We start from the raw sequence: 24,178 nt of genomic DNA on the forward strand, positions 1-24,178 counted from the left end.
AGTGCCACCAAGAGCTCCGAAAAAATGATACCTTAAAAAATGTCACCACTATATATAGTGTATAAGAGATAATTTGTGCTGCTATATATAGTATACTTTTGAAAATGATTTGATTTTTTCGGAGGTTTCCCACCCATGTGAAATGTGACATTTTTTATTCAATGAATTGACTTATAGGGGAGGAGAGCTATGGACATAAAGGGGAGAAATATGGAGAGTATAAAAATTATAAATAGGGGTGAAATCCTAAAGATTTTATACAATAATGGGCAAATGTCAAGGAAGAAAATAGCAGAACTTATTGGATTAACGTCGGCTGCAATTACTGTTAATGTAAAGGAAATGATAGAAGAGGGTTTAATTGTGGAAACTGGTGAGGTTGAGGATACAAAAAGAGCAGGTAGAAAGGAAATAAATATAGATATAAACTATAAATACAAATATGTAATAGGGGTTTGTATTGAGCAGCCAGATATAATAATAACATTAGGAAGACTTAATTTGGATATAGTTGATGTATATAGAGTTCCTGTTCAAAAAGGTGTTGGGTATAGAAAAGTAATAGAAATTATAAAAGATGGCATAAGTATAATTTTAAATAGAAATTCAATAGAAAGAAAAGATATATTAGGTGTAGGTGTTGGAGTCATTGGAGAAGTTGATTCTACTTTAGGGGTTAGTAAAAATTCCTTTGGAATAATAGAAAAAAATGTACCTATAAAGGAAGAATTAGAAAAGAGACTTAATATGAAGGTGTATATTGATAATAATGTAAGGACACTTGCTTTGGGTGAAATATTATCTTCAAAGTATAACAGCAATAATGAGAGCCTACTATTTATAAAATATGGATTTGGAGTGGGTTCGGCTATAATAATAGATAATAAGATATATTCAGGTAACAATAACAAAGCTGGAGAAATAGGGCATACAATAGTTTATCCTGATGGTTTAGAGTGTAGATGTGGAAAACAAGGTTGTCTTGAAACAATAGCGTCAATGTGGGCCGTAGGTGATAGACTACAAAAAATATATAGTAAAGATAATACTCCAATTTTATATGAAATAACATCGGGAAATATTAATGATATAAACAAGGATACTGTGTTGATGGCATATGAATTAAAGGATGATTTAGTTGTAGAAATAGTTGATGAAGCCCTATATTATTTCTGCTTATCCCTTGAAAATTATATAAGTTTACTTGATCCAAGCAGAATAATCCTTTATGGTTCTATGTTTGAAAAGGACATAATAATAGAAAAGATAAAAAATATTTTTGTAGAGAAGATAAAGGATGATGCAGTAATAGAAAAACTGCAGAGAAGCCAAAATAATGGACAATTAGAAAAAATAGGGCCAATATCAATAGTTGTAGATAGATTTATATCTAATGGTGGGTATCTATAAAGTACCTACTTTTTTTATTAATTAAAATTTCAAGAAAATTGAGAATATTATTGAAGAGTATAGAAATATAATTTATAATAGAATTAATTAATTAACATAATTAATCAATTGGAGGGGTTGTTATGAAATACTTTTTAGACAGTGCAAAGATAGAGGAAATAAGATATGCCTATAAAAATTGGGGGATAGACGGTGTTACCACAAATCCAAGGCACATACAGGCAAGTGGAAAACCATTTTTAACAGTTATAAAGGAACTTGCAGAGGAATTTGAAGGCAAGGACTTCCCTATATCAGTTGAAATAAATCCGCATATTATAGATTCAAAGGAAATGATAGAGGAGGCTAAAGGGATTGCAAAATTTAGTAAAAACTTTGTTATAAAAATCCCTTGTACAGAACAAGGACTTATTGCAGCAAAGAGCCTTGAGGAGATGGGAATTAGAACAAACGTTACATTAGTCTTTACTCCATCACAGGCAATTCAAGCTGGAAGAATAGGTGCAAAATTTGTTTCTCCATTTATAGGTTGGAAGGAAAGTTCAGGCGAAGATACATTTCAGTATATTAAAGATATAGTGGATATTTATAGAAACTTCAATTTTAAAACAGAGATTATTGTTGCAGCAGTAAGAAATGGTAAACAAATAGTCGATGCAGCAAAGATGGGAGCAGATATAGTAACCTGTGGTTTTGCAGTCTATAAAGAAAGCTTCTATCACCCATTTACAGATTATGGATTAAACATATTTAAGGATGCTTGGGACAACACAGAAAAGGGGGAATAAGCTTGAGTATAGGTTTTATTGGGCTGGGGATAATGGGAGAGTCAATGAGTGAAAATCTAATTAAAAAGAGTGGACAAACAGTTTATGTATATGATGTTGATAAATCTAAAATTGAAAAGCTTGTAGACAAGGGTGCAAAAGCAGCACAAGGTATTGAGTATATAGCCAAAAACTGTGATGTAATTTTTTCTATGGTTCCAAAGAGTGAACACGTAAGAATGGTAGCAAAGGAACTTATTCCTCATTTAAGAGAAGGACAAATTTGGGTTGATATGAGCACAATCGAGCCAGATGTATCAATGGAGATTGCAAAGGAAGTACAAAACAAAGGGGCAGTTATGCTTGATGCACCGGTTGTAAAATCAAAGGCAGCTGCAATTTCAGGTACTTTAGGTATATATGTAGGCGGAGACAAAGAGGCTTATGAGCGGGTAAAACATTATCTTAGCTGTATGGGAAGTAATATTATATATCTTGGTAGCAATGGAATGGGGCTTAATATGAAAATAATTCACAATATGTTGGTTGCTCAGATACAAAATAGCGTAAATGAAATGTTTGTTTTTGCAAAGAGCCTTGGAATGAACTTAAATGATGTGGTTGATGCTATTTCCTATGGGGGTGGACAAAACTTTTATTTAGATACAAAGCATAAGGCGATTATAAATAAGGATTTTACAACAGCCTTTTCGGTTGCGAATATGCATAAGGACGTAAATATTGCCTTTAATATGATGAAGAATTTAGGTCTTAATCTAAAAGGATTTAATCTTGTAAAGGATATCTATGATAGGGCTGTAGAAAATTATTCTGATAAGGATTTTTCAGCAACTTATTTAATTGTATCAAATGAAGTGGGGGACGGTGAGGAAAATGAAGCATAATGTAAAAATAGGCGTTGTTTGTCTTGCAAGAAAAACCTTTGATTATAATGCAGCCTTTGAAATTTATAAAGGAAAGATGGAGGATTTAAAGAAAATAGAAAATGTTGAATGGTGTTTTATAGAGGATTTGGTTATAGAAATAGAGGATGCAAAAAAAGCAGCACAGAGAATATCATCCTTTGGAGTAGATGGGCTTGTAATAATAAGTGGAACCTTCCATCTTGGACACTTAGCACTTATTTTAAATAAAGAAATAAGGAAACCTATCCTGCTTTGGGCATTCAATGAACTTCCATATAATGGAGGAAAAATAAGGCTAAATTCAGTTTGCGGTGTAAATTTAAATGCATCAAATTTATACAAGTCAGGATGTGACAATTTTATGTGTATAGTATCTGATACAATAGATAGTAAGTGGATAGATGCACTTAGGATGAAGAAATCTCTTGAAAGTTCACATATAGGGTTGGTAGGTTATAATGCCCACGGATTTTTTAACTTAGGAACAGAACCTCTTTCAACCTATAAAAATACAGGGGTTTTAGTAGATCACTATGAAATTGCTGATATGTATTCAAATAAGGTAGATAAAGAAGAGCTTGAAGATGCTATCGAAAACGTAAAGGATATATTTGATTGTTCAGGTGTTACAGAGGAACAGGTTAAAAAGGTTGCATATCTTGTTGAGTCGGCAAAGAAGTTTATGAGTAACAATAGCTTAGATGCAATTGCTGTGAGGTGCTGGCCAGAGTTTGCAGCGACCTATGGAATTTCACCCTGTGCAGCAATGTCCATACTTCAAGATATGGGATATATAACAGCCTGTGAGGGAGATGTTGAAGCAGCACTTTCTATGTATGCAATAAAGGCGGCAGGAGGAGATAAACCCTTCTTAGCAGACCTTTCACAGGTGAATTTAGAAGAAGATTATGCACTTATGTGGCACTGTGGGGTGGCACCAGCAGGGCTTTGGGATGGAAAGAGTGTAAGAAGCCTTGATACATACTTTGCAGGAGGAAAGGGAGTAACAGCAGATTTTGTAATGAAGTCAGGTGAAATAACCATAATGCGTATAGATTCTGCAAGAGGTAAGACAAGGGTATTTGTAGAAAGAGGACAGGCTATCCCAATGGAGAAGGAACTTAAGGGAACATATGCAAAGGTTAAATTTGATAAACATATAAAGGATATTTTAAATACAGTTACATCAAAGGGAATAGCACACCACGTTGCAATGGTTTATGGAGATTATGTTGATGTATTTAAAAAGTTTGCTAATCTTCAAGGCTTTGAAGTTATAGAGTGAGGGGATAATATGTTATATGAGTTAAAGAATAAAAACGATTTTAATATATATAGTGTCTATGATAAAGAATTTAAGGAATATGGTAGAGTTTTAGAGGGGTATGATTTTAGCGAGGTTATTAGGTATATGGATGAAAAAACCTCCGTTCCAAGTGAAGGAAATATATACGTAGCCTCCTGTGAGGAGATGGAGGTTTTAAATATAAAGGATAAAATACAAGAGGGTGTATATGGTTTTATGGATATACAAATAGGTTACTGCAATGGAAATAACTCAAGGCTAAATGCCCTTGAATACCATAAGGGAAGCGAGGTAAACGTAGCAGTAACTGATTTGGTGCTATTTCTTTCAAGGGTTTTTGATATGGATGGGCTGAATTTAGACACACGCAATGTAAAGGCATTTTATCTACCAAAGGGTACGGCAGTAGAGATATATTCAACTACAATGCACTTTGCACCCTGCAGGGTTAGTGACGATGGTTTTAAGTGTGTTGTAATTTTGCCAAAAGGAACAAACACACCAATAACAAAATTTGGAGAGGGGGTAGGAGAAGAGAGACTGCTTTTTATGAAAAATAAATGGATAATAGCACACGGGGATAGGCAGGATTTAATAAACAGGGGAGCCCACAGAGGGCTTGTTGGTATGAATTATGAATTAAAAATATAGTATTGTTAATGGAATAGGTTCAACATTCTGGACAGCACTACTTATTGTAACAGTAGTTGCACTAATATTAATTAAGTTGAGTTTAGACAGATGGAATAAGAAATATGCAGGTTATGTAAAGAATGTAACTGGAGAATCCGTTAAGGCATAATGTGGGGTGAATTTTATGACATTCAAGGTTCAGGAAAATAAAGAAGGATTTTTAATAGAGTATAATGGCAGAAACCTACTAACTCATACCTTCTCTAAACCTGCCTTTTATGTAGGATATGGTGAGGCAGAAATAGAGATGTATAGAGGAAATTTCAAAATACAAGATTATAAGATTTCAAGAGTACCCCTAAAACATTTTAATATAAAAAAAGACAGTGAAAAGGTATATATAGATTTATATAGCAATGATGGTTACAGCTTAAGCCTATGTGTAAAAGAGATGGAAGATAGGCTCTACATTGAATTTGAAAGAAGCACAGGCACTATAAATAGATACTGGATTAGAATTGATGCCGATGAGGATGAAAAGGTTTACGGCTGTGGGGAACAGATGTCCTACTTTAACCTTAGGGGGAGAAACTTCCCCCTTTGGACATCAGAACCTGGGGTCGGACGAGATAAAAGCACATATATTACCTGGATGGCAGATGTAATGGGAAAGGCAGGAGGAGACTACTACAATACAAATTACCCTCAGCCAACGTTTGTTTCAACGAGGAAATACTACTGTCATCTTGAAAGCAGTGCATATATGGATTTTAATTTTAAAAATAAATATTATCACGAACTTGAAGTTTGGAGTATACCAAAATACATTATGTTTGAGACGGCAGAAACATTTATAGAATTGGTATCAAAAATAAGTAGTTTCTTTGGAAGACAGCCCCTTTTACCAGAATGGGTTTATAATGGACTAATTTTAGGAGTTCAAGGAGGAACAGATAGGGCCTTAGAAAAAATGAATAAAGCGTTAGAAAAGGGAGTCAAGTTAAGCGGGCTTTGGTGTCAGGACTGGCAGGGAAGAAAAATAACCTCCTTTGGAAAGAGATTATTCTGGAACTGGAAATGGAACCCTCAAATGTATCCTGAATTGGATAAGAAGATATGGGAACTTAAGGACAAGGGCATAAGATTTTTAGGATATATAAATCCATATTTAATAAAAGAAGGAGACCTTTATAAAGAAGCATATGAAAAGGGATATTTGGCAACAAAACTAAACGGTGAGGACTATCTTGTGGATTTTGGAGAGTTTTATTGTGGAATAGTTGATTTTACAAAGCCTGAGGCCTTCGAATGGTATAAGGCCGTGATAAAGAAGAACCTTATTGAATTTGGATTAGATGGCTGGATGGCGGATTTTGGTGAATACCTCCCAACTGATTGTAAACTATACAATGGAGTATCTGCTGAGATTATGCACAATGCTTGGCCAACAATATGGGCAAGGTGCAACTACGAGGCACTTAAGGAAACAGGTAAATTAGGTGAAATTCTATTCTTTATGAGGGCTGGTTTTACAGGTGTTCAAAGATACTGCACATTACTTTGGGCAGGAGACCAAAGCGTAGATTTTTCTATTCACGATGGACTTGCATCTGTAATACCAGGTGCACTATCAAGCGGAATGATGGGAAATGGTCTGCATCATAGTGATATAGGTGGATATACATCATTATTTGGCCTTAAAAGAACAAAGGAACTTTTCTTAAGATGGGCCGAGATGGCAGCCTTTACTCCTGTTATGAGAACCCACGAAGGCAACAGACCAGATGAAAACTTCCAAGTTTATGATGATGACGGTGCATTAGAGCATTTAGCACTTATGACAAGTGTATATGTAAAGCTTTCACCATACCTAAAGGATTTAGTAAAACAAAATACAGAAGAGGGAATACCAGTTCAAAGGCCACTATTTATGCACTATGAGGATGATAAAAATACCTATGATATTCAATACCAATATATGTATGGAAAAGATATATTAGTTGCACCTGTATATAAAGAAGGAGTGAGCAGATGGAGTGTATATTTGCCCCAAGATGAGTGGATACATATGCCAACAGGACAAGAGTTTAGGGGTGGATACGTTGAAGTGGATGTTCCCTTTGGAAAACCAGCTGTATTTTATAGAAGGTCTTCAGAGTATAGAGATTTATTTGAAGAAGTAACAAAACTATTTAAAGAGATGGTTAAGGATGATTATGGCAGCTAAACTTATACTTTTATTTTTAATCATACTAATAAGCAATACAATTCAAGGAATTACAGGGTTTGCAGGTACTATACTTGCAATGCCCTTTTCCATTTTATTAATAGGCATTGATAATTCAAAGCAGATATTAAACCTTTTAGGTATGCTTGCATCGATATGGATAGTTGCAAGGTCCTATAAAGACATATGCTGGGGAGAATTTTTAAAGATAATTATTCTTATGCTAATAGGTCTTTTTATTGGTATGAAAATATATTCAATGTATAGTCCGACTATCCTTTTAAAGATTTTAGGTATATTTATACTATTTGTTTCGCTTAGGGGTGTTTTACAAAAGAACAAAACCCAAATTAAAAGCAAAATAGTATCATCGGCAATACTTTTACTTGCAGGTATAATACACGGAATGTTTGTTGTTGGAGGCCCTCTTGTTGTTATATATGCAACATACAAATTAAAGGATAAGGCAACCTTTAGGGCAACGTTATCTTTAGTTTGGATTATATTAAATGGACTAATATTAATAAAAGGAATTACATCAGGACAGTTTAATAGAGAGGTTATGGGATTTTTAATACCAAGCATAATGGCACTTGGGTTTGGTATGACCTTAGGAGAAGTGCTTTATAAAAAAATGGATCAAAATGTTTTTATGAGGATAACATATATTCTTCTATTTATATCAGGATTAAGCATATTAATTAAATAAGACATTTAAGTAAAGACGGTAATTAATGGGTTACCGTCTTTTGATTTTATAAGTAGGAGAATGAAACTTTAGATTGTTTCACTTGTAAAATCAAAATTTTATATGGGTCTAATTATGTAAGTACATTTAAATAGATTAATTTTGTGGCCAATAGAAAACGTTTTAGGAGGGGGATTATGGAAAAAGATTTTAAAAGGAAGTTGATGTATGGTTGTGGGGATATATTTGGTGGAGGAGCATTTTTATTAATAAGCCTTTTATTTTTAAACTATTTAACAGATGTTGAACTCATAAATCCAGCCCTTGCAGGAATTATAATGCTTATAGGAAAGATTTGGGATGCAGTATCTGATCCACTTATGGGTGTTTTATCAGACAGAACAAAATCTAAGTATGGCAGAAGAAGAGTATACTTTTTATTTGGTTCACTTCCTATCTTCATAAGTTTTTCTCTGATGTGGTATTCCTTTGGAATAAATAAAAACTACCTCTTTGCTTATTATCTATTTGTGTATCTACTTTTTAATACTGCCTTTACAATGGTTATGATACCATACAACTCAATTCTTCCAGAAATGGTTAAGGACTATCAAGAAAGAACCTCATACACAGGAGTAAGGCTTATTTTTTCAATTACCTCAGCAATACTTGCAGGAGTTGTTCCTAAAATAATAGTAAATAGCTTTGGTACAAGTGTTAAAACAGGTTATATGGTTATGGGTATAGCCTTTGCAGTGCTTTATTCACTTCCTTGGTTTATTGTATTTAAAGGAACTTATGAGGAAAAAGAACACCTTGTTAGTAATGAAAACCCTTTTAAGGAGCTTATGCAGGTTTTTAGAAATAGATCCTTTAGAATATATTCTGGTATATTCATAAGCTGCCAAACTGCAGTTGATTTCCTAACGACATTGTTTATATATTACCTAACAAGCTGTATCAAAAGACCAAGTGAATTTCCGATTGTACTTGGAACTCTCTTAGTAACTCAACTAATTGTTATGCCAATAAATATAAAGGTTGCAAAGAAATACACAAAAACTACACCTTTAAAGTTTGGATTTACAATGTGGATAATTGCACTTATAACTTCAATTTTCTTAAACCCATCTTCACCAAAGTTTTTAGTATATTTAGTTGCAGCTTTAAGTGGGTTTGGAACATCTGTATCAGTATTAGTTCCTTGGTCAATTCTTCCTGAAATTGCAGATGTAGATGAAATAATAACCAAAAAGAGAAGAGAAGGCGTTTATGCAGGAATGGCAACCCTCTTAAGAAAGCTTGCCAATGGTATAACTATTGCTTTTATTGGATTTATGCTTCAAATTATTGGTTATAAGAGGCCTGCTGTAGTTGGAGAACTTGTAGAACAGTCACCATCAACAATAATTGGTATAAAAGTACTATTTAGCATCGTTCCAATAATATTTATACTACTAACCTTATACTTTGCAAGCAAATACGCTATGACACAAGAGCGACACAAAATACTTCAAAACGAAATAGAAAGATTAAAAAAGGGTGGAAAGAAGGAGGATGCAAAAGAGGAGACTAGAAAAATATGCAAAGAGCTAACAGGTATAGACTATAACAACCTATGGTGCTAAAAAAGTGCCACCCAGGTGAAATGTGACATTATCCAAAATATGTAATATTATACCTAAGGAAATATGGTGTACTCAATAAACAGATACCATATTTTTCTTAGGTATTTTTTTATAATTTCATATTGACAACTTTAAATATGTCCCATATAATGAAATTGATAATTGTTCTCAAATAAAATATAATTTCAATAAGGAGGTTCAATATGAACAAGAAGATCAAATTACTTTCAATAACATCAGCGCTATTACTATCAGCATCAATATTTGCAGGTTGTGCAAAGACTACTGGAGAAAAAGCACCAGCACAACAAAAGGAACAGGTTGTAAATGTATATTCAGACAGACATTATGATACAGACAAAAAACTTTACGAAGAATTCACTAAAAAGACAGGTATAAAGGTTAATGTAGTTGAAGGTAAATCAGATGAACTTATAGAAAGGCTTTCAAGAGAAGGACAAGATACTCAGGCAGACATATTAATTACAGCAGATGCAGGAAGACTACATAAGGCAAAGGAACAGGGGCTTTTACAATCTTTTAATTCAGATATAGTTAACAATAATATTCCACAAAATTTAAGAGATAAGGATAACACTTGGACTGCACTTACAGTTAGAGCAAGAGTTATAGTTTATGCAAAGGATAGGGTAAATCCAAGCGACCTTTCAACTTATGAAGCATTAACTGATGCAAAGTGGAAGGGAAAGGTTTTAACAAGGTCATCAACAAACATATATAATCAATCATTACTTGCTTCAATGATAGAGATAAATGGAAAAGAAAAGGCTAAGGAATGGGCAAAGGGACTTGTTCAAAACTTTGCAAGAGAACCACAAGGAAACGATAGAGACCAAGTTAAGGCAGTTGCAGCAGGTGTTGGAGATGTTGCTATTGTAAACACATACTACATTGGAAAAATGTTAAATTCACAAGACCAAGAGGAGGTTAATGCAGCAAAGAAGGTTGGAGTGTTTTTCCCAAATCAGCAAACTACAGGAACACATATAAACATAAGTGGTGCAGGATTAACAAAGGCTTCAAAAAATAAGGAAAATGCAATAAAGCTAATTGAATTTTTAACTTCAGAAGAAGCTCAAAAACAATTTGCAGAAGCAAATTATGAATATCCAGCAAATCCAAAGGTTGAAGCAGCAGAGCTGTTAAAATCTTGGGAGATTTCAAGAGACAAAATATTGAAATATCAAAGCTTGGAGAACATAACAAACACGCTGTTGAGATATTCAATGAAGTTGGTTGGAAGTAATATAAAGGCCCTAATTTAGGGCCTTAATTTATAAAAAGGGTGTTGGATATGCAAAAGGTAAAATTTAAAAAGCATTTTAATGGATGGTCTTTAATAACGTATGTGATGGTAATATTGATTTTATTACCAAGTATAGAAATAGTTCTAAACTTAATAAAACCTGCAAATGAAAACTGGGCTCATATTAAACAGTATATGCTGAAGGCATATATCACAGATAGTGTAAAACTCACTGTTGCAGTTGTTTTATTTACAACTATTATTGGTGTTTTATCTGCCTACTTTGTAACATTTTATGAATTCCCCCTTAGAAGATTTTTTAAATGGGTGTTAGTGCTTCCTATGGCTATACCACCCTATATAGGTGCCTACACATACAATGGACTTTTAAGTTATACAGGTATAATACAGTCTACACTTCGAAATAGATTTGATATTGTGGTTAATCAAAAATACTTTAATATAATGTCCCTTAAAGGAGCTATATTTATATTAACTATATTTTTATTTCCATATGTCTATTTAATTACAAAATCCTTTTTAGAAAAACAGTCGGCAACACTTGTGGAAAGTGCAAGACTTCTTGGAAAGGGAAATGTATCAATATTTTTTAAAGTTATAGTACCTATATCAAGGGTTGCTATAGTAAGTGGTGCTACACTTGTGGCACTTGAGGTATTAAGTGACTATGGTGTTGTTTCATATTTTGGAGTTCAGACATTTACAACAGCAATATTTAAAACATGGTTTTCCCTTGGAGATGTTGAGTCTTCGGTTAGAATTGCAGCAATACTTATGGTTGGTGTTGTATTTGTAATTTTATTTGAAAAGTTTATGAGGGGAAGAAGAAAATATAGTTATAGTAATACTAAAATAAAACCTGTTTCAAGAAAGAGACTAACAGGTGTTAAAAGGAATTTAGTTGTAGGCTTTTTTACAATAATATTTTTATTATCATTTCTAATTCCAACTTTGCAGCTTACTTGTTTTGCATCTTTAACATATAAAAGGGTTTTAAATATGTCTTTTATTAAGATGTCGTTAAATACATTGGCTCTATCTATTTTAGCAGCAGTTGTTATAACAATAATTGCATTGATTATAGGAAATTATTGCAGAATAAATGAAGGCATCAGCTCTAAAATAATTTCAAAAATAACAATGGTAGGATACTCAATACCAGCAGCAGTTATTGCAATTTCTGTGATACTTTTGTTTGTTAATATAGATAGAAATTTAAAATGGTTTTATTTAATAATAAATCCAAACTCCAAGACACTTGTTTTATCAACTAGTATATTTATGCTTTTTTTTGCCTATGTTATAAGGTTTTTAGGGGTTTCATATCAAGCAATAGAGTCTGGATATGAAAAAATGGGTAAAAAGTTTTTTGAGGTCTCAAGGCTACTTGGAAAAAATACCTTTAAGACCTTTTTAAAAGTAGATATACCTATGTTAAAACCTGCGATAATAAGTAGTATTGTATTAGTTTTTATTGATATTATAAAGGAACTTCCTTTAACACTTCTTTTAAGACCATTTAATTTTAATACATTAGCCACAAGAACCTTTGACTATGCAGCAGATGAGATGCTTCAAGAGGCAGCTGTTCCAGCAATTATAATTATATTAATTAGTATAGTTGCAATAAGTTTTATAAATAGGGTTGATAAGGAGTAGATTTTATGTATGTTGTTATAAAAAATTTAAGTTTTAAATATAAAAATGCTAAGGATTATCAGATAAAAAACTTTAATTTAGAGATTGAAAGGGGAGAGATAGTTGCATTACTTGGCCCAAGTGGAAGTGGTAAAAGTACCATACTTAGGCTTATATCAGGGCTTGAGATACCCAATATGGGCGAGATTATAGTTGATAATAGAACTTTATTTAATAAAGACATATTTATTGAGCCTGAAAAAAGAGGAATAGGAATGGTGTTTCAGGACTATGCACTTTTCCCTCATATGACTGTTGAGAAGAATGTTTTGTTTGGGGTTGGGAATGTAGATAAAAATGAAAGGAAACGGATATTAGATGAAGTTTTAGAGCTAGTGGATATGAAGGAATATAAAAAAAGATATCCACACGAGTTAAGTGGCGGACAACAACAAAGAATAGCAATAGCAAGGGCACTTGCTCCTAAACCATCTCTTTTATTGTTAGATGAACCCTTTAGCAATTTAGATGCAGCTCTTAGAAAAAGGATAAGAAATGAAATTAAAGAAATTCTTAAAAAATCAAATACAACCTCCATATTTGTTACCCACGATATAGAGGATGCAAAGGATGTAGCTGATAGAATAGTTAGTCTGTAGTCAGTATCATATGTTTAAATTGCCAAATTATTAAATTATGAAATAAAAATTCTGTCGAAGTTATATACTCCTTCCTTGTGATATATGCGTCTAAAATGTAATAGTTTTTATCACAAGGTGGAGTAATTTTTATACCTTTATAATACAATATATAGAAAATGTCACATTTCACCTGGTGGCACTCAAAAAATAGTTGCAATATAATATTGAGCGTGGTATAATTAAGAAAATGAATGTGGTCTTTAAATCAGTCCCGTGAGGCTGGTAAGATGTTAGGAGTACGTAGGAATACTATATATATAAGTGCGTTCAAAACTTCTTACCAGCAAGGTAAGAAGTTTTTTTATGTCTAAAAACTTTTAAATCAGTCCTGAGAGGCTGAAAAAGGAGGAGGTTTTATAATGGCGCAAGAAATTTTAGCAAAGGAATTAAGAGTTCAAGAGGTATCAACTTGGGAAAAGGTAAAGAGGGTTATCCTTGCAATTCAACACTTAATTGCAATGTTTGGAGCAACTGTGTTGGTTCCAATTCTAACGGGGCTTGACCCATCAGTTGCAATCTTCTCAGCAGGTCTTGGAACAATGATTTTCCACTTCTGCACAAAGAAAAAGGTACCAGTTTTCTTAGGTTCATCCTTCGCATTTATTCCAGGAATACTTGCAGTAAAACAAGCATATAATGGAGACTTAAGATATGCACAAGGTGGAATAGTAGTAGCAGGTTTAATATATGTACTTGTATCCTTCCTTGTTGAAAAGATAGGAGTTGAAAAAATAAGAAGGGTACTTCCTGCACAGGTTGTAGGACCAATGATAATGGTAATAGGTTTAAACTTAGTTCCAGTTGCATATGGCAGTGCAAAGACAAATTATACAGTATCAATAATTACGCTTTTAACTGCAGTATCAGTTACAGTTTTAGGTAAAGGACTTATAAAGCAATTATCAATAATAATAGGTGTAACTGTTGGGTATATCCTATCAGTAGGATTAGGAATAGTTGATACAGCAGCAGTTAAAACATCACCACTTTTCGCAGTGCCAAACTTCACTCTTCCAAAGTTTGATATAGCAGCAATTGCAATAATAGCACCAGTTGTACTTGCAGTGTTTATGGAACACATAGGAGATATAACAACAAATGGTGAAGTTGTAGGACAGGATTTTATAAAGGATCCAGGACTTAATAGAACACTTCTTGGAGACGGACTTGCAACAATGGTGGCAGGGCTAATTGGTGGGCCTGCAAACACAACATACGGAGAAAATACAGGTGTACTTGCAATAACTAAAAACTATGACCCATCAATTTTAAGAATGACAGCAGCCTTTGCAATGGTATTAGGGTTTGTAGGAAAGGTTGGAGGATTTTTAAAGACTATACCTGTACCAGTTATGGGCGGAATAAGCTTTATGCTATACTCAATGATAGCCCTAATTGGAGTTCAAACTATAAAGAATAGCAAGGTTGAGTTTAATGTGAAGAATATAATAGTTATGGCAACAGTTTTAGTCTTAGGACTTATGCCAACCTATACAGGAATAAACATAGGAATTCCAGTAACAAAAACAGTAAGTATATCAGGATTAAGCTTTGCAGCAATAGTAGGTGTTGTTGTAAATGCAGTGTTAAATAGAAGATAATAATGAAATATAGGCAATACTATAACCGTAGGAATGTATTAAGTTCCTACGGTTTTTATTTTGACATAATCAATAAATAATAAATTAATAAAATTGTGATTTATATCATAGAGAGAATATATGAGGTTGTGATAATGTAAATAAAAAAGAATAGGGAGGAATCTAATATGGTTGAAAAGGTATTTCAATTGACACTTGGAAATGAAAAAATAGTCGAGAGGGTTATTATGGATGAAAATATAAATTATATCCATATGGTTTTTAATAAAGATGAGGGACTACCAGAGCACTACTCAAATTCAAATGTTTATATGACAGTTTTAAGAGGAATACTATCGATAGGACTAAACGAACAGGAAGTTCACGAATACAAACAGGGAACTGTGCTTAAAATACCTGTTAATACAAAGATGAATGTTGGTAATAAGCACGATGAAGTTTTAGAATTAATTGTTGTAAAGGCTCCAGCACCAACAAAATAATTATATAAAATAGGCCATAGTAATGAATGAAATATTACTATGGTCTATTTTAGTCAGTATCTTATTTATTAAATATGAATATATTTTATTAAAGCATAGTTTTTAAAGACATCAACATAAAAAAAAGAGTAGGAGGATTTTTATGGAGTACAATTTTGATAAAAAGATAGATAGAAGCAAAAATCATTCGGCAAAATGGAGTGAAATGGATAAGCACTATGGCTCAAATGACCTACTTCCCCTTTGGGTTGCAGATATGGATTTTGAAGTTGCACCAGAAATATATGATGCAATGAAGGAAAAACTTGAACAGAGGATATTTGGGTATGTTTATAGACCAAGTTCCTATTACGAAAGTGCCTGTGAATGGACAAAAAGAAGGTATGGATATGAAATACAACCTAATACCTTAATACATTCCCCAGGAGTAATTCCATCTATATCACTTATAATACGTCTTTTCACAAGGGAAAATGAAAAAATATTAATCCAGCCACCAGTATATGCTCCCTTTAGTAGTGTAGTAAAAAAGAATAAAAGAACTCTTATAACAAATCCACTAAAGCAGGTTGATGGTAGATACATAATTGACTTTGATGACTTTGAAGAAAAGTGTAAAGACCCAGATTTAAAATGGTTTATATTATGTAATCCCCATAATCCTGTTGGAAGAGTTTGGACAAAAGAGGAGCTTACAAGAATTGCTGAAATATGTTTAAAATACAATGTTAGAGTTATTTCAGATGAAATATGGAGAGATATTGTATATAAAAACTATAAGTTTACCCCCTTTGCCTCCATATCTAAAGAGGTTGAAGATATTACTATAACCTGCTTTTCACCAACAAAGACCTTTAATATTGCAGGTTTACAGGCATCCTTTGTACAGTTTCCAAGAAAAGAAGAGTTAGAAGCCTTCCAAGATGAACTTGCAGTTCTTGATATAAGGAGAAACAATGCCTTTAGTCTTGTGGCGATTGAGGCTGCATATACAAAAGGGGAGAGTTGGCTTAATGCGTTAATAGATTATTTAGAGGAAAACTACAATTTCCTTGAAAAATATATAAAAGAAAACATCCCAAAGATAAAAATAATAAAACCAGAGGGAACCTATCTTGTATGGCTTGATTTTAGGGATTTTAAACTTTCAGATAAAGAAATATCAACAATTCTTCAAGAGAAGGCAAAGGTGGCACTTCAGGAGGGACTAATATTTGGAGAAGAAGGGAGGGGGTTTCAAAGAATTAATATCGCTTGTCCAAGATATATACTTAAGGAGGCATTAATAAGAATAAGTAAAGCATTTAATTAATGGAGGTTAAATATGAATGCCTTTTTTGATTCCATTAATAAATTCTTTGAATTCATAGTACCAATCACAGATTTCCTATGGGACTTCCCAACTAACTATAAGTGGTATTCAAACATTCCTGTACTTGGTAAATTTACCTTTGCAATTCTACTTCTAATAGGTTCTGGTATATACTTTACAATTAGAACGGGTTTTGTACAGATTAAGAGGTTTAAAACAGGATTAAAAATACTAACAGAACAAAGAGCAGCCAAAACAGGAATAAGCCCTCTTGCAGCATTCCTTTTAAGTTCTGCTATGCGTATAGGCCCAGGCAACATTATGGGAGTTACAGGTGCGGTATCGGTTGGAGGACCTGGTGCACTATTTTGGATGTGGGTATCAGCCTTCTTTGGTATGTCTCTTGCCTTTGCTGAAGCTGTGCTTGCACAACTCTTTAAAGAGAAGAAGGATAAGGAATTTGTTGGAGGGCTTCCCTTCTACGGTATGAAGATATTTGGAAACAGAAGATGGGTTGGAGTATTTTTATCAGTTATATTTATAATATACGCACTGTTTTGTGTTCCAGGTCAAACCTTCCATCTCTTTACAGCATTAGGTTCAGCGGTAGATACATTAACTGGTGTTACCCACGGACGCCAATCAACAGTTTACTATGCAATAGGAATAATATTAACAATATCAGTTATAATTATCGTATTTGGTGGGTTAAGACGTGTTACAAAGGTTACAGATTATTTGGTTCCAATAATGGCTGTTATATATTTTGCAATTGTTATAATAATAGTTTTAGTAAATATAAAGCTAATCCCTTACTTCTTTAAAGAGGTTTTTGTTGGAGCCTTTAAAGTAGAGGCTGTTTTCGGTGGAGTTTTTGGAATTGCACTATCTCAAGGTGTAAAGAGGGGGCTTATGTCAAATGAGGCAGGTCAAGGTACAATAACAATGGCAGCAGCAGTATCTGAAAACAAGCACCCAGCAGAACAGGGATTTGTTCAGATTATAGGTGTTTTCCTTGATACAATGGTTATATGCACATTAACAGGATTTTTAGTTGTAATGGCACATCTTTGGACAGGTGAAGCAGGAGTTGCTTGGGAGTCGATTAGAAATTCAAAAATAACAGTTTATATGGAATCTGTAAAATACCTTATTCCAGGAACATCTTTAGATTCTGCTGTTCAAAGTATACTTTCACTATGCTATGCATTATTTGCCTTTACAACATTAATAGGACTAATACTTTTTGCCGAAATATCTGGCAACTTTATAACAAAGAGCAGCAAATTTATAAACTTTATTCGTGCATTAGGAGCCTTCTTCTTTGTTCCATTTGGAGTATTAACTGTTCTTGCAGGTCTTGAACTTGGAAACCTATGGTATATATCTGATTTTGTAAATATAATGGTTGTGTTTGCTAACGTACCAATACTGCTTGTGGCTTCTAAACTTGTGGTAGATACTTTAAAACATTATGAGAAAAATGAAGGTGGAAGGTTTGTTTCAAAGGACATTGGAGTAGAAACAGATGTGTGGAAATAGGCTATTTAAGGTCGCCCATAAATTTGGGCGACCTTTATTGATAAGCATATATAAAATTTTACCTTCTTCTTATTTATTTATATAGTATTTTATGGTAATATTAAATATTATTGTATAAATAAGGAGAGGAGATTTAGATGGAATTTTTACTGCTTAAACTACTTGGAAAATTTAAATTTATATTCAATTATTTAAAGGTGGATTTTGAAACGCTTTATAGAATATTAGAGATTAAATTTAAAAATGATAGGCGTGCAAGAACTTCTCTATATAAAGACTACAAGGTGGAGGGTGAAAGCAAAAAATCTCAAATAATATCCTTTATACTTGGGGTTATTTTATTTGGTTTAGCCCCATCGATAGCCTTTACATTACATAGTATTGAATTAGTTTCTAACCTTTCAATTGCAGTTATAATGATTCTTATATTTTTAAGTCTTGTACACGATTTTAGTACAGTAATACTAAGTACATCCGATAAAAACATATTAGGTGCAATGCCTATAGATATGAATACTTTATCTTCGGTCAGAGGTACATATGTAACTATATATCTAATCTCAATTTTGATTATGACTATAATATTACCAACTTCAATTGGAACTTATATCTTTGGTTATAAATACATAATTGGTATGCTCATAGTAACCCCTTTAATTCTTATGTTTTCACTTTCACTAACTATATTGATATACTCATTGATACTTAAACACTATGACGGTGAAAAACTAAAGGATATAGTAAATTATTTTCAAATAGTCTTTCTATTAGGAAGTATTCTTTTTTATCAATTTGGTGCAGATATAATACAACGTTCTTCCAATGTTCTACAAAATTCAAAGGCAATATTTATTCTACCATCCACCTGGTATTCAGGAGTATTTAATCTGCTATTAGGAGAATTTAGTATAAAACGTTTAATTGCTTTTATATTAGGTAGCTTAGCAACTATTTTGTTTTTTATAATAACACAGAAATATCTATTAGTTGAACTTGAAAAAAATCTATATAAATTTGATATGGGAAATAAGAGCCAGTCTGTAATCAAAAATGGAAAGCTTGTGGATTTGATAATAAAAGACCCTGTAGAAAAGAGCTCCTACATATTTTCAAAGGCTATGTTTAAAAGAGATAGGATGCTTAAACAGAAGATGATTACAGGACTTTCAACTGCTTTTATATTTGTAGCACCATTGATAAGGGATGTTTTAAGTGGGAAAGAACAAGATATAGTTTCGTGGTTTTTTGCAGTATATGGTATTATTGTATTTTTATCAACACAACCTCAATTTATTGCATACACAAGTAGCTTTAAGGCAGCATACATATACGAAGTTTTACCAATAGAAGATGTAGAACCTATTGTAAAGGGAGCTATAAAGGCTGTATTTATAAACTTTATAATGCCTATATTTATATTAGCATTATTGATATTTTCAATTATTTTTAAGTATATAGGTATTTTAGAATACATTGTTGCTATAATAATGATGATATTTATGTGTTTAATTTATGTAAACGATATGGAGATTAAAATGCCCTTTACTGTTGATGTTAAAACTGTGGAAAGTTCAGGAAATGGATGTTTATCGGCTATAAAATATGTAATGATAGCTATCGTTTTTGGTGTAGCTCACGGGTTTATATATAGCCAGTGTAGGGATGTATCAAATATAGATACAGTTAAAATTTATACATATATTTATTTTGTTTTTATCTTTGCATTAATTGGCACAACAGTCTTTTACTACTTCAAGGCCTTTAAATTTAAAAGAAGGAAGATTTACAAGGGTAAGGTATCAACTGAACATAAAGTATGAAATATATAATATAAAAGCGAGCACTTAGGATAAAATCCTAAGTGCTTCGCTTTATCTATTTTGTATCTTCTGATATACATAAAAAGGAATTCCAATAAGCATTAGTATAAATCCATACATAACAACCTCTGCACCTGTTCCGTAGATAGCATATATCGAATATGCAAAGGCAAGGATTGATATAAAGGAGCTCTTTATGAAGTTTATTAAGTTAAAGTTTTTATCCTTATTTTTAAGAAGCAGTATCTCTGCTGCTGCTGTAAATGAGTATGCAGGTAGGAATGAAAGTGTTGCAAGAAGTAGCATAAAGTTAAAGGCTGAAGTTAAGCTTGATACATAGTTCATAACAAGCAGAATGTTTGCAGCTATACCACTTATTATAAGTGATGCAGAAGGAGTATTATACTTTGAATGAACCTTTGCAAACACCTTTGGGAACATCTTGTCCTCTGCCGCTGCAAAGGAACTTCTTGCAGTAATTAAAATCCAGCCTGAAGTTGCACCTAAAGTTGAAATAACAGCACCTAAGGCAATAAGTGTTCCACCCCACTTTTGTCCTGTCGCATAGTTTATAATATCAGCAAGTGGTGCATTTGAATTTGCAAGCATATCTTGAGGCATAGCTCCTATTGCAAGTATTGATATAGCAAGATATATTGCAACAGTTATAAGCGTTCCATAAATTGTGCTAAGTTTAATATTTCTTTCAGGATTCTTTATTTCTCCTGCTGGGATTGTTGCACTTTCAAGTCCAACAAAGGACCAAAGAGTTATTGCAATTGCAGCAGGTAGTGTTGAAAGACCTGAAACTTCCTTTGAAGAAACAGTGTTGAAGTATGATATATTAAAGTGAGTTAGTGCAATTATTGCAAATATTATTAGAGGTAAAATCTTTAGCACTGTTGTAATCATACTTACTATTCCTGCTTCTTTAACTCCCCTATAGTTTATATAGGTTAAAGCCCAAAGTATTAGTGATGAAGTTAAAAACGCTAATGGTTTACTTTGGCTAAATACAGGGAAGAAATAGGATAGATAATTCATAAATGCAGTAATAATTGCTGCATTTCCAACCCAAGAACCTATCCAGTAGGTCCAAGCAATAAGGAAGGCAGGGAATTCTCCAAAAGCCTCTCTTGTATAAACTATAGGCCCACCTGTTTTTGGCATTTTAACCCCAAGGTTTGCAAAACTTAATGCAAGAAGCATAGAACCAAGTGCAGTTATAATCCAAGCAAATATTGTTGTCTTTGGATTAGATGCTGCTGCAAGACCTTGTGGTGCCATAAATATACCTGAACCTATCATATTTCCAACAACTATAGCAGTTGCAGGAAGCAGTCCTAATTCTCTTTTTAGTTCCTTTTCCACTAACTCCACCTCTTTTATCTATATTTTTGCTTTAAAAAGCACAAATAAAACTATACGAATAATTTAGATAAAAGTCAATAAAAAATTTATAATTATACAAAGTAATTTATAGAAATTATAGAAAATAATTTGAGAATATAACATAAAAAGTATAATTATAGTTAAAAATATCTATTATAATAAAATATGCCCAATCAAATTTATACAATATTTAGTTGTATTTAAATATTTTAATATAAATAAATGTGTTATAATAATTTAAGAAATTACTGTTTGAGGAGGTAAACTATGGAGAAGTCAAAGGTTTATTTTACAGATTTAAGAACAAGACCAGGATTTAATATGCTTGACAAGCTTGAAAAGCTTGTAAAAGCTGCTGGAATAGAAAATATAGATTTTAAGGAAAAATATGTAGCTATAAAGATACACTTTGGAGAACCAGGAAACCTTGCATACATAAGACCAAACTATGCAGCAAAGATAGTTAAGATAATAAAGGGGCTTGGTGGAAAGCCATTTTTGACAGATGCAAATACCCTATACACAGGAAGAAGACATAATGCCCTTGATCATTTAGATGCTGCCTATGAAAATGGGTTTAATCCACTAACAGTTGGCTGCCAAGTTATAATTGCAGATGGGCTTAAGGGAACAGAGTATAGAGAAGTTGAAGTTAACTTAAAACATACAAAGGCAGCAAAAATTGGTTCAGCCATTGCAGATGCAGATATTATAATTTCAATGAATCACTTTAAAGGTCACGAAATGACAGGCTTTGGTGGTGCACTTAAGAATTTAGGTATGGGTTCAGGTTCAAGAGGCGGCAAGCTATTTATGCACTCATCATCAAAACCTAAAATAGCAGAGAAAAACTGTGTAGGATGTAGAATGTGTATAAAGAGCTGTGCCCACGATGCAATCTTCTTGAATCAAAACAAGGTGGCAGTTATAGATTATGATAAGTGTGTTGGATGTGGACAATGTATTGCAGTTTGTCAATTTAATGCTGCACAGGTTAACTGGGATGAGGCAGCATCTATTGCAAGTGAAAAGATAGCAGAATACACAATGGCAGTTATAAAGGATAAACCACATTTTCATATAAACTTCATTATGGATGTTTCCCCAAATTGCGACTGCTGGTCCAATAATGATATGCCAATTGTTCCAAACATAGGTATAGCAGCATCCTTTGACCCTGTTGCACTTGATAAGGCTTGTGTTGATATGGTAAATAGTGCACCAGCAATTACAGGATCTGCAATTCACGACCATAACGATTGCGACTGCCATATTGAAGATAAGTTTACAGCAATTCACGGAAAAACAGATTGGAGAGTATGTCTTGAGCACGCACAAAATATAGGAATAGGTAGTATGGAGTATGAATTAATTAAAGTGTGACTTTAAGGGGGAACTGTTATGGCAAAGACTACTGACATAACTTTAAGAAATAAGATTATTTATTCTGTATATGTAAGAAATCACGGTAAAAATGGAACTTTTAAGGATGTGGAAGAGGATTTAGAAAGGATAAAATCCTTAGGAACAGATATAATTTGGTTTATGCCTATTCATCCAATTGGGGTTAAAAACAAAAAGGGAAGTTTGGGCTGCCCATACGCAATTAAGGATTATAGGGCTATAAACCCTGAATATGGAACGCTTGAGGACTTTAAAAGATTAGTAGACAAGATACACAGATTAGGTATGAAGGTTATGATAGATGTTGTTTACAATCACACATCACCGGATTCATACCTTGTAGAAAACCATCCTGAGTTTTTCTATAGAAAAAAGGACGGAAAAATGGGAAATAAGGTAGGAGACTGGACAGACATAGTTGATTTAGACTATAACAATAGAGAACTTTGGGACTATCAAATAGAAACATTAAAATACTGGGCAAGTTTAGGTGTAGATGGATTTAGATGTGACGTCGCACCACTTATCCCACTTGAATTTTGGCTAAAGGCAAGGGAAGAGGTAGCAAAGGTTAAAGAGGATGTAATATGGCTTGCAGAGAGTGTTCATTTAAGTTTTATTTTGGCAATGAGGGAGAATGGATTTGTTGGGCTTTCAGATAGTGAAGTTTATCAAGCCTTTGATATATGTTATGACTACGATGTAAATGATGTATATGTAGGATATTTTAAGGGTGAAAATACCCTAAGGGATTACATAAATAGGGTAAAGCTTCAGGAGGCTATATATCCAAACAACTATGTAAAGCTTAGATTTTTAGAGAACCACGACCAGCCAAGGGCAAAGAAGTTAATACCAGATGAGACAAAGCTTAAGATATGGACAGCATTTTTATACTTCCAAAAGGGTGCAACCTTAATCTATGCAGGACAAGAAGCACAGGATGATAACACCCCAAGCCTATTTGATATAGATAAGGTAAACTGGAGTAGTATGAAGGAAGAATTTGTTGAATATATGAAGGCTCTTGCTAATATAAAAAAGAAGGAGATTATGGTAAAGGGATTTTACCAAATAGATTGTGATGATAACAATGTTATAGTTGCATCATATAAAATGGGAGATGAAAAATTAGTTGGTATATTCAACGTTGAGTTAAACAAGGGCTTTGTAAAGGTTGATTTAGAAGATGGTATATATAAAAATCTTATTGATGGAGAAGATGTTGTTGTTAAAGACGGCAAAGTGGAACTAAAGGATAAGGCGATAATCATATGAGTGCCACCAAGAGCTCCGAAAAAATGATACCTTAAAAATTGTCACCACTATATATAGTGAATAAAAGATAATATGCGCAACTATATATAGTATGTTTTTAAAAATAATTTGATTTTTTCGGAGGTCTCCCACCCA

General features: G+C 33.0%; 19 protein-coding genes. 18 read left to right on the plus strand and 1 reads right to left on the minus strand.

The features are described from left to right. Positions 1-189 precede the first annotated feature (189 nt). The 16 genes from A3M9_RS0110045 (at position 190) to A3M9_RS0110120 (ending at position 19,969) form a co-directional block, all read left to right on the plus strand. Positions 190-1,410, plus strand: coding sequence for an ROK family transcriptional regulator (locus A3M9_RS0110045; protein WP_027309106.1), 1,221 nt, complete (start codon positions 190-192; stop codon positions 1,408-1,410). 122 nt (positions 1,411-1,532) lie between these two features. Beyond that, positions 1,533-2,198, plus strand: coding sequence for a transaldolase family protein (locus A3M9_RS0110050; RefSeq protein ID WP_027309107.1), 666 nt, complete (start codon positions 1,533-1,535; stop codon positions 2,196-2,198). A 2-nt stretch (positions 2,199-2,200) separates the two neighbouring features. After that, positions 2,201-3,082 carry an NAD(P)-dependent oxidoreductase gene (locus tag A3M9_RS0110055; RefSeq protein ID WP_027309108.1) on the plus strand — a complete coding sequence of 294 codons (882 nt, stop codon included), beginning with the start codon at positions 2,201-2,203 and terminating at the stop codon, positions 3,080-3,082. After that, positions 3,072-4,388 (plus strand): L-fucose/L-arabinose isomerase family protein, encoded by a 1,317-nt coding sequence (locus A3M9_RS0110060; protein ID WP_027309109.1) that lies wholly within the window; start codon positions 3,072-3,074, stop codon positions 4,386-4,388. The genes A3M9_RS0110055 and A3M9_RS0110060 overlap by 11 nt, the downstream gene beginning before the upstream one ends. A 9-nt stretch (positions 4,389-4,397) precedes the next feature. Continuing rightward, complete coding sequence (locus A3M9_RS0110065) at positions 4,398-5,060, plus strand: DUF4867 family protein (protein ID WP_027309110.1); 663 nt, start codon at positions 4,398-4,400, stop codon at positions 5,058-5,060. 166 nt (positions 5,061-5,226) lie between these two features. After that, positions 5,227-7,269: an alpha-glucosidase gene (locus A3M9_RS0110070; RefSeq protein WP_027309111.1), complete on the plus strand. Its 2,043-nt coding sequence runs from the start codon at positions 5,227-5,229 to the stop codon at positions 7,267-7,269. Beyond that, positions 7,259-7,978: a sulfite exporter TauE/SafE family protein gene (locus A3M9_RS0110075; protein WP_027309112.1), complete on the plus strand. Its 720-nt coding sequence runs from the start codon at positions 7,259-7,261 to the stop codon at positions 7,976-7,978. Before A3M9_RS0110070 ends, A3M9_RS0110075 begins: the two co-directional genes overlap by 11 nt. A gap of 176 nt (positions 7,979-8,154) precedes the next feature. Beyond that, entirely contained in the window at positions 8,155-9,585 is a 1,431-nt protein-coding gene (locus A3M9_RS0110080; protein WP_027309113.1) for an MFS transporter, read from the plus strand. Positions 9,586-9,788: 203 nt separating this feature from the next. Then, a complete protein-coding gene (locus tag A3M9_RS13725) occupies positions 9,789-10,871 on the plus strand; it encodes a Fe(3+) ABC transporter substrate-binding protein (protein ID WP_242826202.1) in 1,083 nt (360 codons plus the stop codon). Positions 10,872-10,900: 29 nt separating this feature from the next. After that, complete coding sequence (locus A3M9_RS0110090; protein ID WP_027309114.1) at positions 10,901-12,532, plus strand: iron ABC transporter permease; 1,632 nt, start codon at positions 10,901-10,903, stop codon at positions 12,530-12,532. Positions 12,533-12,537: 5 nt separating this feature from the next. Then, the gene (locus A3M9_RS13730) at positions 12,538-13,170 is read left to right on the plus strand and encodes an ABC transporter ATP-binding protein (protein WP_035166375.1); all 633 of its coding nucleotides are present in this window, start codon (positions 12,538-12,540) and stop codon (positions 13,168-13,170) included. Positions 13,171-13,571: 401 nt separating this feature from the next. Next, positions 13,572-14,813 (plus strand): uracil-xanthine permease family protein, encoded by a 1,242-nt coding sequence (locus A3M9_RS0110100; protein WP_027309115.1) that lies wholly within the window; start codon positions 13,572-13,574, stop codon positions 14,811-14,813. Between the two features lie 167 nt (positions 14,814-14,980). Then, positions 14,981-15,295: a cupin domain-containing protein gene (locus tag A3M9_RS0110105; RefSeq protein WP_027309116.1), complete on the plus strand. Its 315-nt coding sequence runs from the start codon at positions 14,981-14,983 to the stop codon at positions 15,293-15,295. 142 nt (positions 15,296-15,437) lie between these two features. Then, a complete protein-coding gene (locus tag A3M9_RS0110110) occupies positions 15,438-16,607 on the plus strand; it encodes a MalY/PatB family protein (RefSeq protein ID WP_027309117.1) in 1,170 nt (389 codons plus the stop codon). Between the two features lie 12 nt (positions 16,608-16,619). Beyond that, positions 16,620-18,149: a sodium:alanine symporter family protein gene (locus A3M9_RS0110115; RefSeq protein ID WP_027309118.1), complete on the plus strand. Its 1,530-nt coding sequence runs from the start codon at positions 16,620-16,622 to the stop codon at positions 18,147-18,149. A 137-nt stretch (positions 18,150-18,286) separates the two neighbouring features. After that, positions 18,287-19,969, plus strand: coding sequence for a hypothetical protein (locus A3M9_RS0110120; RefSeq protein WP_027309119.1), 1,683 nt, complete (start codon positions 18,287-18,289; stop codon positions 19,967-19,969). Positions 19,970-20,020: 51 nt separating this feature from the next. Here the strand turns inward: A3M9_RS0110120 and A3M9_RS0110125 are convergent, their stop codons facing one another. Continuing rightward, on the minus strand, positions 20,021-21,340 hold the full coding sequence (locus A3M9_RS0110125) for an amino acid permease (RefSeq protein WP_027309120.1): 1,320 nt from the start codon (positions 21,338-21,340) through the stop codon (positions 20,021-20,023). A gap of 288 nt (positions 21,341-21,628) precedes the next feature. Between A3M9_RS0110125 and A3M9_RS0110130 the strand changes: the two genes are divergently transcribed. Continuing rightward, complete coding sequence (locus A3M9_RS0110130; protein ID WP_027309121.1) at positions 21,629-22,744, plus strand: DUF362 domain-containing protein; 1,116 nt, start codon at positions 21,629-21,631, stop codon at positions 22,742-22,744. Between the two features lie 18 nt (positions 22,745-22,762). After that, the gene (locus A3M9_RS0110135; protein WP_027309122.1) at positions 22,763-24,043 is read left to right on the plus strand and encodes an alpha-amylase family glycosyl hydrolase; all 1,281 of its coding nucleotides are present in this window, start codon (positions 22,763-22,765) and stop codon (positions 24,041-24,043) included. Positions 24,044-24,178 lie beyond the last annotated feature (135 nt).

The sequence above is a fragment of the Caloramator sp. ALD01 genome, from assembly GCF_000472625.1.
GTDB lineage: Bacteria > Bacillota > Clostridia > Clostridiales > Caloramatoraceae > Thermobrachium > Thermobrachium proteoclasticum.